The sequence below is a fragment of the Fulverythrobacter ferritrahens genome, assembly GCF_020539485.1.
GTDB classification, from domain to species: Bacteria; Pseudomonadota; Alphaproteobacteria; order Sphingomonadales; family Sphingomonadaceae; genus Andeanibacterium; species Andeanibacterium ferritrahens.
The window spans coordinates 1,120,604-1,138,258 of sequence record NZ_JACDXU010000001.1 but is presented as its reverse complement, the minus strand read 5'-3'; the positions used below and the strand labels follow the sequence as shown (position 1 = coordinate 1,138,258).

Here is a 17,655-nt window from a genome sequence, read left to right as displayed (position 1 = left end):
GGGCTTAACAGCGCACCCTTGACTGTTCGCAAAATCGGTCCAGCTTATGAATGGGGCTGGTGGAAGAGGGGGAAATCATGACCAGTTTACCTAGTCGCGATCTCAAGATCGGTATCATAATTGACAAGACGATGGATGTCGTCGGCCGGAATATCGCTCCGGCACTGCTTTATATCGCAGTGATTGCAGGGCTCGGCGTTGCGGCGGGTCTGGTACGCGGGGATCCGCAACAGGCAGTTTCGTTTTCGGCCATGATCCAGGCATCGGCGCTGGGCCTTGCTGCGACAGTCGTCGGCATCATCGGCTCCTATCTGCTGATCGAGGCGATGCTTCGTCGCACGGGCCTCGTCACGCAGGAGCGGGACCGGCGCTTCTTCGCCTATCTCGGAATGTCGCTCCTGATTGGTCTCGCGGTGGGCGCAGGGCTGATATTTTTGATCATTCCCGGTCTTGTGCTGATGGCCCGGTGGAGCGTTGCTCCCTCGCTGTTCATCGGGCGGGGCATGGGCATCATGGACTCGCTGGGCAAGAGCTGGGAGGCGACAAAGGGGAATGAGTTCACCATCATCGCAGCCTCACTGGCCATGATGATCCTGTTTTACGCCCTTGCATTCCTTCCGCCCTTCCTGTTCCCGCAGCTCGGACTGGTGGGCACGGTGATCGGGCAGTTGGGCAGCGCAGCCGCGAGTGTTATTTCCTGTGCCTTGGGGGTTGCCCTGTTCGGTTTGATCAGCGCGCGCGATACGATGGGTGTGTTCGACTGAGCGGGGCAATCAATCGCGCTCTTGCCTTAATTGGCGGCTTGACGAACAAGGCAGGCCGCCACCACCCTCGCGCGTACGTACGTGTAGAGGTCTTTTCAGGAATTCCATGCAGCTTGTGATCGTAGAATCGCCCGCCAAGGCGAAGACCATCGAGAAATATCTCGGCAAGGACTTCAAGGTCCTCGCCTCCTATGGGCATGTCCGCGATCTGCCGCCCAAGGACGGTTCTGTCCGCCCGGACGAGGATTTCGCGATGGATTGGGAAACCTATCGCGACAAGGTCTCCCGCGTGAAAGACATTGCCGATGCGGCCAAGAAGGCTGATCGCCTGATCCTCGCCACTGACCCTGATCGCGAAGGGGAAGCGATTTCGTGGCACGTCAGGGAATTGCTGGCCAAGCGCAAGGCTCTGCCCAAGGAGGTGGAACGCGTCACCTTCAACGCGATTACCAAGCAGGCCGTTACCGATGCGATGAAGCATCCGCGCCAGCTGGATGAGGATCTGATCGATGCCTATCTGGCCCGCCGCGCGCTGGATTATCTGTTCGGCTTCACGCTTTCTCCCGTGCTGTGGCGCAAGCTGCCCGGAGCCAAGAGCGCAGGGCGCGTCCAGTCCGTCGCGCTGCGGCTGATCTGCCAGCGCGAGCATGAGATCGAGCAGTTCAAGCCTCAGGAATACTGGCAGGTTCTGGCCCGGATGGAGCAGGACGGGACCGAATTCGAGGCCCGCCTTGTCCGTTTTGACGGCGAGAAGCTGGAACGGCTTTCTCTGGGTGAGGAAGGCATCGCGCTGAAGGCCAAGGCCGCGGTCGAGGCTGGGCGCTTCACCGTGGAAGAGGTGGAGACCAAGCCGCTGCGCCGCAATCCCGCGCCGCCGTTCACCACCTCAACCCTGCAGCAGGAAGCGGCCCGCAAGTTGGGCTTTTCCGCCAGCCACACCATGCGGTGCGCCCAGAATCTCTACGAACAGGGCGCCATCACCTATATGCGTACCGATGGCGTGCAGATGGACCCGAGTGCCATTGCCGCAGCGCGCCGGGCCATTTCGGAGCGCTACGATGGGCATTATCTGCCCGAAAAGCCGCGCCATTATGAAACCAAGGCCAAGAACGCACAGGAAGCGCACGAGGCGATCCGCCCGACCGACTTCATGCGCGATCATGCTGGTTCGGGCGACGAGGCCCGCCTTTATGAACTGATCTACAAGCGCGCGATGGCGAGCCAGATGGCCTCCGCCAGCCTTGAGCGGACCACGGTCACTCTGCGCGACCCCACCGGACGGCACGAATTGCGCGCCACGGGGCAGGTCGTGAAGTTCCCCGGCTTCCTCGCCGTGTACGAGGAAGGGCGGGACCAGAAGGGCGAGGACGAGGACGAAGGCCTGCTGCCCGTGATGCACAAGGGCGACAGCCCGGCCAAGAAGGCAGTGGAAGCGACCCAGCATTTCACTCAGCCGCCGCCGCGTTATTCGGAAGCCAGTCTGGTCAAGCGGCTGGAGGAACTCGGCATCGGCCGGCCTTCCACCTATGCCTCGATCATCCAGGTGCTGAAGGATCGCAACTACGTCCGTACGGAACGGAACCGCTTCTTCGCGGAGGAAAGCGGGCGCCTGTTGACCGCGTTCCTGGAGCGCTTCTTCCCGCGCTACGTCGGCTATGATTTCACCGCCGAGATGGAGGATGAACTCGACGACGTTTCGGGTGGCCGCGCCGAGTGGAAGAAGGTGCTGGAAGAATTCTGGCGCGACTTCAAGCCGAAGAGCGATGAAGTCATGGAGCGCAAGCCCAGCGAAGTGACGCAGGAACTGGACGCCTTCCTTTCCGATTATCTCTTCCCGCCCAAGGATGATGGCAGCGATCCGCGCCTGTGCCCGAAATGCGGCGAGGGCAAGCTGGCCCTGCGCGGCGGACGTTTCGGTGCCTTCGTGGCTTGCTCCAACTACCCCGAGTGCAAATATACCCGTCGCTTCGCCCAGCCGGGTGGTGAGAATGGCGATGGCGGTGAGGATGGCACGCTCGGCACCGATCCGGTGACCGGCCTCGAAGTGCTGCGCAAGGTCGGCCGTTTCGGGCCCTATATCCAGTTGGGTGAGGAAAAGGACGCAAAGCGCGCTTCCATTCCCAAGGACATACCGGAACTCGATCTGGAATGGGCACTCAAGCTGCTCAGCCTCCCGCGCGAAGTGGGCACCCATCCGGAGAGTGGGGAGCCGATCACGGCCAGCATCGGGCGCTATGGCCCCTATCTGGCGCATAACGGCAAATATGCGAAGCTGTCCTCAACCCGCGACGTGTTCGAAACGGGGATGAATGCGGCTGTCTCGCTGCTGGCCGAAGCGGCCAATCGTGGGCCGGGGCGTTCCTCGGGCACCAAGGCGGAACCGATCAAGGTGCTGGGTGCTCACCCCACCAGCGGCAGCGAGATGAAGGTGATGCCGGGCCGCTATGGTCCCTATGTCACCGATGGGACCACCAATGCGACCATCCCCAAGGACGTAAAGCCTGAAGACCTCACCGAGGAACAGGCCATCGCCCTGATCGATGCGCGTGTTGCCAAGGGGCCGGCCAAGAAGAAGGGTGGCGCCAGGAAAACGGCGGCGAAGAAGGCACCCGCAAAGAAGAAGGCCCCGGCGAAGAAGAAAGCTCCTGCAAAGGAGAAGGCTCCAGCCAAGGAGAAGGCCTGACCTGCGGTGCAGTTATTCGGCGACGGAATTCTTCCGCCGCCGGATCGGCCGTAATTAGGGACGCGGGCTGAGTTCGCCTACTTCACCCAGTCCAGCCCCATTTCCTCGAAGATTTCACGGCTTTCGGCCCAGTGTTCCTCCACCTTCACGTGGAGGAACAGGTGGACCTTTACGCCCAGCAATTCGGCCAATTCCTTGCGTGCGGCCTCGCCGATGGCCTTGATCTTCGATCCGCCTTTGCCCAGCACGATGGGTTTCTGGCTTTCGCGGCCGATCACGATCTGCTGGTGAATTTCCAGGCTGCCATCGGACAAGGTCTTGTAGCTTTCAGGGCGAACCGCCGAGTCATAAGGCAGTTCGTCATGCAGCTGGCGATAGAGCTGCTCGCGTGTGATTTCGCAGGCCAGCAGCCGTTCCGAAGCGTCGCTCACCTGATCTTCGGGATAGTGCCATTCGCCTTCCGGCATCAGTTCCGCCAACCGGGCCTTGAGTTCCGGCACGCCATCCCCCGACATGGCGGAGACGAAGAACACCTCGGAAAAATCCGCCTTGGCGGAGAGTTCTTCGGCCAGCACCAGCAGCGGTTCCTTGGCGCTGGCATCCACCTTGTTGAGCACCAGGATCTTGCGTTCCCGCCGGTCCTTCAGGGCCTCGATCAGGGGCTCCAGCTCGTGACGGCGCTGCTTGATGGGGTCTACCACCAGCAGGATGGCGTCCGCTTCCTGCGCGCCTTCCCAGGCGGCGCTCACCATGGCGCGGTCAAGCCGTCGCCGGGGCGCGAAGATGCCGGGCGTATCGGCCAGAATGATCTGCGTATCGCCTTCCAGCGCGATGCCCAGAAGGCGCGCGCGCGTGGTCTGCGCCTTGGCGCTGACAATGGCGACCTTCTGGCCGACCAATGCGTTGACCAGCGTGGACTTGCCCGCATTCGGTGCCCCGATAACGGCCACGACACCGCAGTGGGTCTTGCCCTCGCTCATGCAAATTTCTCCATGAATTCCCGTGCGGCCTGTTTTTCCGCTTCCGATTTGCTGTGGGCGGTTGCCCGTGCTTCACCCACGCCCTTGACGCTGACTTCCACGGTGAAGCGTGCGGCATGGTCCGGCCCCTGCCGATCCACCAGCCTGTATTCGGGTATGCGCCTGCCGCTGCCGGCGGCCCATTCCTGAAGTGCGCTCTTGGGGTGTTTGGACTGGCCGACGCCGCCCTTTACGCCCTCGGCCCACAAGTGGCGGATGAGGGTGCGCATCGCATCGAAGCCATGTTCCACAAAGCCTGCGCCCAGCAGGGCTTCCATCACGTCGCCCAGAATATTGTCGCTGTCCGAACCGCCATCGGCGCGGGCCTGCGGGCCCAGCCTGATATGATCCGGCAAGCCGATCCTGCGCGCGACGGAGGCACACATCTGGCGGCTGACCAGCGCGTTGAGCCGCTGTGACAGTTTGCCTTCCGCATGGCTTTCCCGCTCATAGAGCCAGTCGGCGATGACGAGGCCCAGCACGCGGTCGCCCAGGAATTCCAGCCGCTGATAATCGCGTGCATCGCCGGTGCTGCCATGGGTCAGCGCCTCCAGCCATACATCGTCATTCGTCACCGGCCCGAAGCCCAGTTCCTCCAGGAAGCCGCGTGCCTCGTCAGAAAGCGTTACCTTGCCGTTCAAAACGTGCCCCCGATCCGGCTCCAGCGCGCTGCGGTGAACCATGTCCAGGGCAGCAGCCAGGAAGAAGATCCATCGGTGGACCACATCATGATTGATGCCTTGCCCACCAGATTATCCTGCGGAACAAGGCCCACGCCCTGGCCGGGAACGGCTGGGAAGCGGCTGTCGAGCGAATTGTCGCGATTGTCGCCCATCATGAACAGCATCCCGTCGGGCACCACGACGGCGGAGGTATCGTCCTGCGGGGTCTGGCCGTAATCCAGCACATTGTAGCTCACCCCGTTGGGCAGGGTTTCGCGGAACTGGGGATAGCGGCAGACGGACAGGCCATCCTTGTTCGTCGCTGCGAATTGCGCGGAGAAGCAGCGCGTGTTGGGCGAGATCGGCAGTTCGAAATCGGCAATGCGCTGCTTCTTCACGGCAATGCCGTTAATGTGCAGCACCCCGCCGATCATCTGGATCTGATCCCCCGGCAGGCCGATCACACGCTTGATGTAATCCTCGCTGTTGAGCGGGGGCGCCTTGAAGATCACCACATCGCCGCGCTGCGGCTGGCTGGCCAGAATGCGGCCATTAGGGAAGGGATGGACGCCGAAGGGCAGGGAATTGTTCGAGAAACCGTAATTCCACTTCGACGCCAGCAGATAGTCGCCATTCTGCAGGCCTGGCAGCATGCTCTCGCTGGGGATATTGAAGGGCGCGAAGGCAAGCGTGCGGAAGGCCAGCATGATGACGATCAGCTTCACCAGGAAGATGAAGAAATTGCCTTCGTCCTTCTCCTTCTTCGCGGGCTGCGCGGAGGGAGCAGGGGGCTCTGATTTGCCCTGCTGAGCGGCGGCCGGCGAGGGCGCACTGGGTGTCGTTTCGGTCATTGCGCCAGCACTTGTGGGCCACGTCGCCTGCCGTCAAGTGCCCAGCGACTGGCGACCAAAGTTGACAAAGTTGACACTGTGCTGAAGCAAATGCCTTCCACTGTCACGGTTGACCGGAAAAAGGGCGCATTCTCGGGGAGTTGGGCCTTTTCATTCATTGCGGCAAAGCTTACGCCGATCGCGAGCATGTAGGAAAGGGGGAGCTCTATGAGCGAGGGTATTTCATCGATCTGGGAGAGGCTGTCGGCCCGCCCGCGGCGAAGCCTTGCCGAACTCTTCGCGGATGAAGGCCGCGTCGCGGTACTTTCGGACCGGCTCGAATTGCCCGGCGGCGGGGGCATCCTGTTCGACTGGTCCAAGACCCATCTGGATGATGGCTTGATCGGTCTGTTCGACGAATTGGCCGATGCGGCCGGCTTTGCCGATATGCGCGCCCGGCTGTTCGCCGGCGAAGTGGTCAACCCTTCGGAAAATCGCGCGGCGGAACATACCGCCCTGCGCGGCGTGGGCGATCCTGCCAGCGTGGAAGAGGCGCAGGCGCTGCTCGCCCGCATGGGCATGCTGGTGGGCGCGATCCATGAAGGCGCGATGGGCGATGTGAAGCATCTGATCCATGTCGGCATTGGCGGATCGGCGCTGGGCCCGGCCCTGGCGGTGGACGCGCTGGCGCGCGAAATGCCGCTCGTGGATGTCCATGTGGTTTCCAATATCGATGGCTGCGCTCTGGAAGAGGCCTTTGCCGCCTGCGATCCGCAGACCACTATCCTTGCGGTCGCATCAAAGACTTTCACCACAATCGAGACCATGACGAACGCGATCAGCGTGCTGGAATGGATGACGCAGCATGGCGTGGCCGATCCTTCCGGCCGGGTCGTGGCGCTTACCGCCTATCCTGAAAAGGCCGTGGAATGGGGCGTGGATGAAACGCGCATCCTGCCTTTCCCGGAAAGCGTGGGCGGGCGTTACTCGCTATGGTCGTCCATCGGATTTCCCATCGCCATGGCGGTGGGGATGGATGAATTCCTAGAGATGCTGGACGGCGCCGCGGCGATGGACCGGCATTTCGCGGAAACGGATGGGGCGGCAAACCTGCCGCTGCGCGCGGCCTTTGCCGATCTCTATTACAGCCGCATTCGTGGCTGCCAGACGCGGGCGTGCTTCGCCTATGACGAGCGGCTGCGCCTGCTGCCCTCCTACCTCCAGCAACTGGAGATGGAGAGCAACGGCAAGAGCGTGACCGCCGATGGCAAGCCCGTCTCGGGCCCAACCGCGCCGATCACCTGGGGCGGGGTGGGCACCGATGCCCAGCATGCGGTGTTCCAATTGCTCCATCAGGGCACCAATCTGGTGCCGGTGGACTTCATCGCCAGCATTGCGGCAGGCGATGTGCTGGACCCGGCGCATCACCGCATCCTGCTGATGAACTGCTTCGCCCAAGGGGCGGCGCTGATGGCGGGCAGGGCGAGCAGCGATCCGGCGCGCTCCTATCCGGGCGACCGGCCGAGCGCGACGATCCTGTGCGACGATTTCGACGCCGCCACGGTAGGCGCCCTGATCGCGTTCCACGAACACCGCACTTTCGCCAATGCCGTGCTGATGGGGATCAATCCCTTCGACCAGTTCGGTGTGGAACTGGGCAAGGAAATCGCCAAACAGATCGAGGCAGGCGGGGCCAAGTTCGACGCCAGCACCACGGCGCTGCTGCAGGCTGCGGGGTTGGGGTGATCTAGCCCTCCTTCATTCATTTCTCTCCCATTTCGTCATCCCCGCGAAAGCGGGGACCCAGCTTCGAACATTTGGCCTGGGTCCCGGCTTTTGCGGGGATGACAAGTTGGGTTAGTGGAACAACCATGTCGAAAGCCACCCCCGCAACCCGCGCGCTGGAGCACTCCGGCGTTGCCTTCACTGTTCACACCTATGATTACGATCCCGATGCAGACCGGATCGGGTTGCAGGCGGCGGAAGCCATCGGGGAAGATCCGGCGCGCGTGCTCAAGACGCTGATGGCGCTGGTGGACGGCAAGCCCGCCTGCGTCATCCTGCCTTCGGACCGGGAAGTAGCGATGAAGAAACTCGCCGCCGCGTTGGGCGGCAAGTCGGCGCAGATGATGAAGCCCGCCGATGCGGAGCGGGCGACCGGCTACAAGGTCGGCGGGATCAGCCCCTTCGGCCAGCGGCGCAAGGTGCCCGTCGCCATCGAGGAAGCCGCGCTGGCGCATGATCTGGTGTTCATCAATGGCGGCCAGCGCGGCCTTCAGCTACGGCTGGACCCGAAGGACGCCCAGCGCGTGCTTGGCGCCGTTGCGGCCAGCGTGGTGGCCTGACCGCTCAGGCCGCTTCCAGCGCCGCAGCCTCGCGCACGGCGGCAAGGGCCGCATCGTCCATGCCCATGGCGTAGGACGTCATAGACACGGCGCCCAGCGCGTGGCCTTCGTTCCATACCTTGAGGGGCTCGTTCTCGGCAGCGGCAAGCCCGGCGATGTAGAGAATCGGGATGTAGTGATCCGGCGCAGGCACGGCCATGGCGTAATCCGGGTGGCTGGCGAGCGATAGGATGTCGCCCGGATCGCTTTCCAGCTTTTCGATTGCGGCCTTGTCGAAGCGGATGCCCCAGTCATGGCCGAAATCCACCTCGTCGCGCCGCATGGTCGAAAGGTTGTGGACCACATTGCCCGTGGCCATGATCAGCACGCCTTCATCCCGCAGGGAAGCGAACTGCGCGCCGAGTTGCATGTGGTAATCCAGCGGACGCACGCCGTTCAATGAAAGCTGCATCACCGGCACGTCGGCATCGGGATACATATGGGCGAGGACGGACCATGTGCCATGATCGATCCCCCACTGGTCCCGGTCCAGCCCGACCCAGATCGGCTTGGCCGCTTCGGCCACCATCGCCGCCACGTCCGGCGCGCCGGGTGCCGGATATTGGAAATCGAAATATTTCTGCGGGAAGCCGTAGAAGTCGTGGATGGTGCGCGGATGCTCCATCGCCGTCACGGCGGAGGTGCTGAAATACCAGTGGGCCGAAATGGAGAGGATCGCGCGCGGGCGGGGCAGCACTTCGCCCATCTTGCGCCAGGCGCGGGCATAGCGACTATCCTCGAACGTATTGGCCGGGCTTCCGTGGCCGACGAACAATGCGGGCATCTTGCTCAAGGGAATCTCCATATCGGCACTGGTAAGGTTGGCGTTGATCGCCAGATGGCGATGATAGTGCCCGATTGCCAGAGCGCGTGCTTGTCCGCAGCCGAAGATTGATTTGCATCGCGGCGCTCTCCATATCGCTCGGCCCAGAGGAGCCCTGCGAATGTCTGATTTCGACTATGATCTGTTCATCATCGGTGCCGGTTCGGGCGGGGTCCGCGCCAGCCGCATTGCTTCCAGCCATGGCGCCCGTGTTGCCGTGGCCGAGGAATATCGCGTGGGCGGCACCTGCGTGATCCGCGGCTGCGTGCCCAAGAAGATGCTGGTCTATGGATCGATGTTCGCGGAAGAACTCTCCCACGCTGGGAATTACGGCTGGACGATCGAGGGCAAGAGCTTCGACTGGAAGGTGCTGCGCGATTTCGTGAATGCCGATGTGGACCGGCTGGAAGGGCTCTACGGAAAGACGCTGGAGAACAACAGGGTCGAGAAATATCTCGAACGCGCGACCGTGACCGGGCCGAACAGCGTGAAGCTGGCGTCGGGCAAGGAAATCACCGCGAAATATATCCTCGTCGCCGTGGGTGGCTGGCCTGCCATGCCGGACATTCCGGGCGTGGAGCACTGCATCAGTTCCAACGAAGTATTCCATCTGGAAGAGCAGCCCAAGCGCCTGCTGGTGGTGGGCGGTGGTTATATCGCCATGGAATTCGCGGGGGTATTCAACGCGCTGGGCAGCGAAGTTACCGTAATCAATCGCTCCGAAACGATCCTGCGCGGCTATGACCGGGGCGTGGTGGAACGGCTGAGCGAGATCGCGCAGGCGCGCGGTATCCAGTTCAAGCTGAACGCCAATATCCGCTCGGTCACGAAGCAGGCCGACGGCTCGCTGCTGGCCGATCTGGGCGGAGAGACGATCGAGGCGGACCAGATCCTGATCGCCACGGGCCGCAAGCCGAACACTGCCGGGCTGGGCCTTGAAACGGCAGGCATCAAGCTGGGCGTGAAGGGCGAGGTTCCGGTGGACCAGTATAATCGCACGTCCTGCCCCAGCATCTATGCCGTGGGCGACGTGACGGACCGCGTGCAACTGACCCCGGTGGCGATCCGTGAAGGCCACGCCTTTGCCGATACCGTGTTCGGCAACAAGCCGCGCATTGTGGAATATGACCACATTCCCAGCGCCGTGTTCAGCCAGCCGCCGCTCGCGGGAGTGGGGCTGACCGAGGAACAGGCGCGGCGCGAATATCCGAATGTGAAGGTCTACAAATCCGATTTCCGGCCGATGAAGAACCTGTTCTCCCCCAATGCGGAGCGCGGGCTCTATCGGATGATCGTGGATGAGGACACGAACAAGGTGCTGGGCATCCATATGGTCGGCCCGGAAGCACCGGAGATTTTGCAGGTAGCTGCCATCGCGGTGAAGGCGGGGCTGACCAAGGCCGATTTCGACGCCACCGTGGCGCTGCACCCATCCATGGCGGAAGAGCTGGTTCTGCTGAACTAAGATCCTCCCCGGTTCGGGGAGGATCTATGGCGCTTGCCCCTCTCCCGCCTGCGCGTTAGGCCACTGGCATAACCGGATCGGGAGAGCCGCAAGGCACGCATGTCCGCCAATATCGCCGAAATGGAACGCCGCCGCGCCGCCGCCTTGCTGGGCGGGGGACAGGATCGGATCGATGCGCAGCACAAGCGCGGCAAGCTGACCGCGCGGGAGCGGGTGGACGTGCTGCTGGATGCCGGATCGTTCGAGGAACTCGACATGTATGTCGAGCATAATTGCACCGATTTCGGGATGGAGGCGCAGACCGTCCCCGGTGACGGGGTAGTGACCGGCAGCGGCACGATCAATGGTCGGCTGGTATTCGTCTATGCGCAGGATTTCACTGTGTTCGGCGGTTCCCTGTCGGAACGGCACGCGCAGAAGATTTGCAAGATCATGGACATGGCGCTGAAAGTGGGCGCCCCGGTGATCGGCCTCAGCGATTCAGGCGGCGCGCGCATTCAGGAAGGCGTGGCCAGCCTTGGGGGTTATGCCGAAGTATTCCAGCGCAATGTGCTGGCCAGCGGCGTGGTACCGCAGCTTTCACTGATCATGGGGCCCTGCGCGGGCGGGGCAGTCTATTCCCCGGCAATGACGGACTTCATCTTCATGGTGAAGGGCACCAGCTACATGTTCGTAACCGGGCCGGATGTGGTGAAGACCGTCACCAACGAGGTGGTGACGCAGGAAGAACTGGGCGGGGCAACCACGCATACCACCAAGACGGGCGTTGCCGATCTGGCGCTGGACAACGATCTGGAGGCGCTGGTCGCGGCGCGGCGTTTCTTCGATTTCCTGCCGCTGTCCAACCGGTCCGACCTGCCCGAACGGCCGACCGCTGACCCGTGGGACCGGATCGAGGACAGCCTCGACACGCTGGTGCCGGATAATCCCAATCACCCCTATGACATGCACGAACTGGTGCGGAAGGTGGTGGATGAAGGCGACTTCTTCGAGATCCAGCCTGACCATGCCGCCAATATCATTATCGGCTTCGGCCGGGTGGAAGGGCGCACGGTGGGCGTGGTGGCGAACCAGCCGATGGTGCTGGCGGGCTGCCTGGACATCAACAGTTCAAAGAAAGCTGCGCGCTTTGTGCGCTTCTGCGACTGCTTCAACATCCCGATCCTGACTTTCGTGGACGTGCCGGGCTTCCTGCCCGGCACCGCGCAGGAGCATAATGGCATCATCAAGCACGGTGCCAAGCTGCTCTACGCCTATGCCGAGGCGACCGTGCCCAAGATCACCGTCATCACCCGCAAGGCCTATGGCGGGGCCTATGACGTGATGGCATCCAAGCATCTGCGCGGCGATCTCAACTATGCCTGGCCCACGGCGGAAATCGCGGTGATGGGCGCCAAGGGCGCGGTGGAGATCATCTTCCGCAAGGATGCCGGCGACCCGGAAAAGATCGCGCAGCGCACGAAGGAATATGAGGAACGCTTCGCCAACCCCTTCATCGCCGCCAGCAAGGGCTTCATCGATGAAGTGATCCATCCCCATTCCACGCGCCGCCGGATTGCGCTGGGGCTGAGGAAGCTGCGCCACAAGCAGCTGGAAAATCCTTGGAAGAAACACGGAAATCCGCCCCTTTGAGGGCTTGTTCGATTAAAAAAGCCATCGTCTTCCGTTGTCACCCTGAACTTGTTTCAGGGTCCATTTTTCCGTTTCATGCGGCCGCTCGCGGGGAAGAATGGATGCTGAAACAAGTTCAGCAAGACGACAGTGCTCAAGGAACTAATCGAAGCTCCGGCTCTCGTCCTGCCTCTCCGCTTTGCGCTCGCAATCGCGGGTGAATTGGATTAGAGCCTATATTCCTAAGGAGAGGAATTATGCGCTCAAAACTGTTTTCCGCTGCTCTGGCCATCGTTGCTGCCGGTGGTCTCGTGCCGATGATGTCCGCTCCGGCCTATGCCGAGGATGCGGCCGCGCATTCGGGGCATTACAGCGTGGACACGACGCCGGTCGGCACCCTGCTGGAGGATCCTGCCGCGGTTGAAGTGCTCAAGGCGCTGATTCCCACGGTCTATGCCAATGAAATGTTCCAGACGATGGGCCGCTCGCTCACTCTGAAGGCCGTCCAGCAGTTCGAGCCCGCAGCGCTCAGCGATGAAGTACTGGCAAAGCTCCAGGCGGAATTCGACAAGCTTCCCGCCAAGAAGTGAGCTGGAAGGCCGGGGCGAGCGTTTCCCGGCCCCCCGACGATAACTCATGCCGATTTTGCCTTCCGTCGCCGGAAGGCAGGAGGCACTATGACCGGTGAGGCACCTTCCGCCTGACCGGCCGGTGCGATTGGGATGAGATCATATCCATGGCCTATCAATTCATCCGCTTCGAGATTGCCGGCACCGTTGCCACTCTCACGCTCGCCCGGCCCGACAAGCTCAATGCGTTGACGCAGGACATGGCGGATGAGATGCGCCATGCCCTGTCCAACACCGGCGCCGCGCGGGCGGTGCTGATCCGGGGCGAGGGGCGGGCCTTCTGTTCCGGCGCCGATCTCAGCGCGATCCTGGGCGAGGAAGACGCCGGGGAGGGGGCCTATCGCTCGCTGGTGGATCATTACAATCCGCTGGTGATGGATATTGCCGAACACCGCCTGCCCATCGTAGCCGAAGTGAACGGGGCGGCCGCGGGGATCGGGTGCAGCATCGCGCTGGCCTGCGATTTTTGCCTTGCAGGGCAGGGCGCCTATTTCCTGCAGGCTTTCGTCAATATCGGGCTGGTGCCCGATGGTGGGGCAAGCTGGATTCTGCCGCGCCTGATCGGCAAGGCCCGCGCTGCCGAAATGCTGATGCTTGGGGAGAAGGTTCCGGCGGGCCGGGCAGCCGAATGGGGCCTGATCCATCGCTGTGTGGAGGACGCCGAGCTGGCGGATGAGGCGCAATCGCTCGCCGTGCGCCTTGCCGCCGGGCCTACTGCCGCGCTGGGGCTTATGAAGGCGAATCTCTACTCCGCGCTCCACCATTCATACGGCACCGTCATGGATGCGGAGGCTGCCGCTCAGCGGGAAGCCGCGGGCACTCATGATGCAAAGGAAGGGATCGGCGCGTTTCTCGGAAAAAGGGCGCCGCAGTTCAGGGGGGAGTAGACCCGTCAGGCAGGTTCGGGCTTGAACCCGGCTCGCGAGAAGTGGATAGCCGGGCCATGACCCAGATCCGCACTGACTGGACGCGCGATGAAATCGCAGCCCTTTTCGACCTTCCTTTCACCGAACTGCTGTTCCGGGCGGCCGAGGTTCACCGCGCGCATCACAAGCCGGACGAGGTGCAGCTTTGCACTTTGCTGTCGATCAAGACCGGCGGCTGTCCGGAAGATTGCGGCTATTGTTCGCAAAGCGTGAAGGCAGACAGCGGCGTTGAAGCCTCCAAGCTGATGGATGTGCGCGAAGTGCTGCAATCCGCTGCCCGGGCCAAGAATGCTGGAAGCCAGCGTTTCTGCATGGGCGCCGCCTGGCGCAACCCCAAGGAGCGGGACATGCCCGCGATCGTGGAGATCGTGAAGGGCGTGCGCGCCATGGGGCTGGAAACCTGCATGACGCTGGGCATGCTCAGCCCGAAACAGGCCGACATGCTGGCCGAGGCGGGCCTCGATTATTACAACCACAATATCGACAGCAGCCCCGAATATTACGAGCGGGTCATCACCACCCGCACCATGCAGGACCGGCTGGATACGCTTGAAAATGTCCGGTCTGCCGGGATCAATGTCTGTTCCGGCGGGATCGTGGGCATGGGCGAAACGCGGGAAGATCGCGTGGGCTTCATCCACACGCTCAGCACCCTGCCGCAGCATCCTGAAAGCGTGCCGGTCAACGCGCTGGTGCCGGTGAAGGGCACCGTGCTGGGAGATTTGCTGGCCGATACGCCGCTGGCGAAGATCGACGATATCGAATTCGTCCGCACCGTTGCCGCCGCGCGCATCACCATGCCGCTGAGCATGGTGCGCCTTTCCGCCGGACGCGAGAGCATGAGCGAGGCCGCGCAGGCGCTGTGCTTCATGGCCGGGGCCAATTCGATCTTCACCGGCGACAAGTTGCTGACCGCGCCCAATTCCGGCGACGATGCCGATGCCGCGCTGTTCGCCCGGCTGGGCCTGAAGCCGCTCGAGGGCGAGGAGCCGATGCGCGCCTGCAAAATTGCCGAACCCGTTTGATTTCAAGTGCGCACTGAGGAGCTGCGCCAATTGGAGAGTGCTGAAATGAGCGAACCCAAACTCGATACGCTGGCGGTCCACGCCGGGACGGAACCGGATCCCACCACCAAGGCGCGGATCACCCCGATCTATCAGACCGCATCCTATGTGTTCGAGGATGCCGGCCACGCCCAGCGCCTGTTCGCGCTGCAGGAATTTGGCAATATCTACACCCGCATTATGAACCCCACCAATGGGGCGCTGGAAGGCAAGATCGCGGCGCTGGAAGGCGGCGCGGCGGCGCTGGCGGTGGCTTCGGGCCATGCGGCGCAGTTCCTGGCGTTCCACACTCTGATGGAGCCGGGCTGCAACATCGTGGCTGCGAACAAGCTTTATGGCGGATCGCTCAACCAGCTGGGCGAAAGCTTCAAGAAGTTCGGCTGGGAAGCCCGCTTCGTGGATGCGGACGATCCGGCGAATATCGCTGCGGCCATCGATGAGAAGACCCGCGTGGTCTTCATCGAAAGCCTCGCCAACCCCGGCGGCGTGGTGCAGGACATTGCGGCTATCGCCAAGGTTGCCCATGATGCAGGCGTTCCGCTGATGGTGGACAATACACTGGCCAGCCCGGTGCTGTGCCGCCCGATCGAGCATGGCGCGGACATCGTGGTGCATTCCACCACCAAGTTCCTGAACGGCCATGGCAATTCCATCGGCGGCGTGATCGTGGATGCAGGCAAGTTCGACTGGGCCGCTTCGGACAAGTTCCCGACCCTGTCGCAGCCCAACGGTTCCTATCACGGCGCGGTGCTGACCGATGCCGTGGGGCCGATTGCCTTCATCATCGGCTGCCGCGTGCTGGGCCTGCGCGATCTCGGGCCCGCCATGGCGCCTTTCAACGCCTTCCTGGCGCTGACCGGCATGGAAACGCTGACCCTGCGCATGGAGCGCCATTGCAGCAATGCGCTGGCGCTGGCCCAGTGGCTCAAGGCCCATCCCAAGGTGGGCTGGGTTTCCTATGCGGGCCTGCCGGATGACAAGTATCACGCGCTGGCCAAGACCTATCTCGGCGGCAAAGGCGGGGCCGTGTTCACCTTCGGCCTGAAGGACGGTTACGATGCGGGCGTGAAGCTGGTCGGCGCGCTCAAGCTGTTCAGCCATCTTGCCAATATCGGCGACACGCGTTCGCTGGTGATCCATCCGGCTTCCACCACGCATAGCCAGCTGGAAGGCGATGCTCTGGTCCGGGCGGGTGCCGTACCTGATGTAGTGCGCGTATCCGTGGGCATCGAGCATATCGACGATATCATCGCCGATATGGCCCAGGCACTGGACCAGATCTGATCCGATTTATGGGACGTCGCGCTCAGGCGAGCGCGACGTCTTCTCCCTCTGCCCGGTGCATCAGGCGCGGGGCGAGCAGTAGCTTGAACAGGATGAACACCACACCGGCCGCTGCGGCCAGCATCAGGTGCATCAGCCAGAATGCGCCGGTGTTCATCGTCTCGAACTTCGTACCGAGATAGCCCACCAGCGAGTTCCCGCCGAAGAAGGCGAGGTAATAGAGGCCGATCACCGTCGCGTTGATCTGTCTGGGCGCAAGCCGCGCGAACAGGGCAAGGCTGACCGGCAGCATATGGGCGAAGCCAATCGAGTTGGTGATGTGGAACATTACTGGCCAGAACAGGCCGATCTTCCCGCCTTCCGGCATGGTCACGGCAGCCATGTAGAGGCAGGCCATCCCGCCCATGGAAAAGGCCGACCCGATGATCATTTTGGAGAGCTCATCCGGTTCCTGCCAGTGTCGGCCATACCAGCGATAGAACAGGGCGACGCCGGCCAGGAAGCTGACCGAGACGACCGCGTCCAGCGTCACCAGCCAGCTGGTTGGCAGCAGTATGCCGCCCCAGCGGAGAGCGAAATCCTGATCCGCCCAGATCAGATAGACGTTGAAGATCTGGTTGTTGGGCACGATGGCAACGGACATTACCGGGATCAGCAGCAGCAGGGCAAAGGTTGCCAGCCAGTCTTTCCGGGTCATCGGCTGGCGCGGCTCCGCTGCCTTGCCGGGCACGTCGAAGTGTTCCTTGGGCAGATATTTCTGGCCCGCGACATAAATCGCAAGGCCGATCAGCATACCAATGCCTGCCGCGCCGAAACCATAGTGCCAGCCGACCTTCTCGCCCAGCGTACCCACGATCAGAGGCGAGGCAATGACGCCGGCATTGATGCCCAGATAGAAGATCTGGAACGCGTCCGCCCGGCGCAGATCCTCCGGCTTGTAAAGCGAGCCGACCTGGCTCGCGATATTGCCTTTGAACATGCCGGAACCAAGGATCAGGCAGAGGAGAGCGAGCAGGAAGGTGACATTGAAGGCCATCAGGAAATGGCCCAGCGCCATGGTGATCGCGCCGAACAGAACGGTGCGCCTTTTGCCCAGAACCCTGTCAGCAAGCCATCCGCCGAGGATGGGCGTCAGATAGACACTGGCGGCATAGGTTCCGAAGATGGCGGAGGCGAAAGCCTGTCCCTCCAGCCCACCATAAAGGGCGCGCAATTGCTCGATCCCCGCGACCTGCTCCACCTGTCCCGGCAGCAGCAGGTGCTTGACCATGTAGAGCACCAGCAGGGTCTGCATCCCGTAATAGGAAAACCGTTCCCACGCCTCGGTGAAGGCCAGATAGCCAAGCCCCTTGGGGTGGCCGAGAAAGGCACGGTCGGCGCGGGTTTCGATATCCAGCTCGGGCGTTGCTTCGGCGGTGGTCATGGAATCCCCGTTCGTTACAGGCGCAACGGGTTAGCGGGGTGGGGGCGGCTTGTCTCGCTTCAAAAACAATCCTCCCCAAAATGGGGAG

General features: G+C 62.5%; 15 protein-coding genes. 10 read left to right on the top strand and 5 right to left on the bottom strand.

Features of this window, described 5'->3' with window-relative positions:
- Positions 1-77: 77 nt before the first annotated feature.
- Complete coding sequence (locus tag H0274_RS05475; RefSeq protein WP_226793817.1) at positions 78-764, top strand: hypothetical protein; 687 nt, start codon at positions 78-80, stop codon at positions 762-764.
- A 106-nt stretch (positions 765-870) separates the two neighbouring features.
- Positions 871-3,447, top strand: a complete 2,577-nt coding sequence (gene topA / locus H0274_RS05470) for a type I DNA topoisomerase (RefSeq protein ID WP_226793813.1) — start codon at positions 871-873, stop codon at positions 3,445-3,447.
- A 77-nt stretch (positions 3,448-3,524) separates the two neighbouring features.
- On the opposite strand, the gene era is transcribed toward topA, so the two are convergent.
- From era to lepB, 3 genes are read right to left on the bottom strand one after another with little or no spacing between them, the layout of a single operon-like run.
- Positions 3,525-4,427 carry a GTPase Era gene (gene era / locus H0274_RS05465; RefSeq protein ID WP_226793810.1) on the bottom strand — a complete coding sequence of 301 codons (903 nt, stop codon included), beginning with the start codon at positions 4,425-4,427 and terminating at the stop codon, positions 3,525-3,527.
- Complete coding sequence (rnc, locus tag H0274_RS05460) at positions 4,424-5,149, bottom strand: ribonuclease III (protein WP_226793807.1); 726 nt, start codon at positions 5,147-5,149, stop codon at positions 4,424-4,426. Before rnc ends, era begins: the two co-directional genes overlap by 4 nt.
- Positions 5,104-5,979: a signal peptidase I gene (lepB, locus tag H0274_RS05455; RefSeq protein WP_226793804.1), complete on the bottom strand. Its 876-nt coding sequence runs from the start codon at positions 5,977-5,979 to the stop codon at positions 5,104-5,106. The genes rnc and lepB overlap by 46 nt, the downstream gene beginning before the upstream one ends.
- 207 nt (positions 5,980-6,186) lie before the next feature.
- Between lepB and pgi the strand changes: the two genes are divergently transcribed.
- Positions 6,187-7,704: a glucose-6-phosphate isomerase gene (pgi, locus tag H0274_RS05450; protein ID WP_226793801.1), complete on the top strand. Its 1,518-nt coding sequence runs from the start codon at positions 6,187-6,189 to the stop codon at positions 7,702-7,704.
- Positions 7,705-7,829: 125 nt separating this feature from the next.
- Positions 7,830-8,303: a Cys-tRNA(Pro) deacylase gene (gene ybaK, locus H0274_RS05445; RefSeq protein ID WP_226793798.1), complete on the top strand. Its 474-nt coding sequence runs from the start codon at positions 7,830-7,832 to the stop codon at positions 8,301-8,303.
- 4 nt (positions 8,304-8,307) lie between these two features.
- On the opposite strand, the gene ygiD is transcribed toward ybaK, so the two are convergent.
- A complete protein-coding gene (gene ygiD / locus H0274_RS05440; RefSeq protein ID WP_226794446.1) occupies positions 8,308-9,126 on the bottom strand; it encodes a 4,5-DOPA-extradiol-dioxygenase in 819 nt (272 codons plus the stop codon).
- A gap of 160 nt (positions 9,127-9,286) precedes the next feature.
- Between ygiD and gorA the strand changes: the two genes are divergently transcribed.
- The 6 genes from gorA (at position 9,287) to H0274_RS05410 (ending at position 16,144) form a co-directional block, all read left to right on the top strand.
- A complete protein-coding gene (gene gorA, locus H0274_RS05435) occupies positions 9,287-10,630 on the top strand; it encodes a glutathione-disulfide reductase (RefSeq protein WP_226793795.1) in 1,344 nt (447 codons plus the stop codon).
- 99 nt (positions 10,631-10,729) lie between these two features.
- Positions 10,730-12,262 carry an acyl-CoA carboxylase subunit beta gene (locus tag H0274_RS05430; RefSeq protein WP_226793791.1) on the top strand — a complete coding sequence of 511 codons (1,533 nt, stop codon included), beginning with the start codon at positions 10,730-10,732 and terminating at the stop codon, positions 12,260-12,262.
- A 236-nt stretch (positions 12,263-12,498) separates the two neighbouring features.
- Complete coding sequence (locus H0274_RS05425; protein WP_226793788.1) at positions 12,499-12,831, top strand: hypothetical protein; 333 nt, start codon at positions 12,499-12,501, stop codon at positions 12,829-12,831.
- A 146-nt stretch (positions 12,832-12,977) separates the two neighbouring features.
- Positions 12,978-13,757 carry an enoyl-CoA hydratase-related protein gene (locus H0274_RS05420; protein WP_226793785.1) on the top strand — a complete coding sequence of 260 codons (780 nt, stop codon included), beginning with the start codon at positions 12,978-12,980 and terminating at the stop codon, positions 13,755-13,757.
- A 56-nt stretch (positions 13,758-13,813) separates the two neighbouring features.
- Complete coding sequence (gene bioB, locus H0274_RS05415; protein ID WP_226793782.1) at positions 13,814-14,821, top strand: biotin synthase BioB; 1,008 nt, start codon at positions 13,814-13,816, stop codon at positions 14,819-14,821.
- 45 nt (positions 14,822-14,866) lie between these two features.
- The gene (locus H0274_RS05410; RefSeq protein WP_226793779.1) at positions 14,867-16,144 is read left to right on the top strand and encodes an O-acetylhomoserine aminocarboxypropyltransferase; all 1,278 of its coding nucleotides are present in this window, start codon (positions 14,867-14,869) and stop codon (positions 16,142-16,144) included.
- A 22-nt stretch (positions 16,145-16,166) separates the two neighbouring features.
- Here H0274_RS05410 and H0274_RS05405 read toward each other — a convergent pair whose 3' ends face one another.
- Positions 16,167-17,567 (bottom strand): peptide MFS transporter, encoded by a 1,401-nt coding sequence (locus H0274_RS05405; RefSeq protein ID WP_226793777.1) that lies wholly within the window; start codon positions 17,565-17,567, stop codon positions 16,167-16,169.
- Positions 17,568-17,655 lie beyond the last annotated feature (88 nt).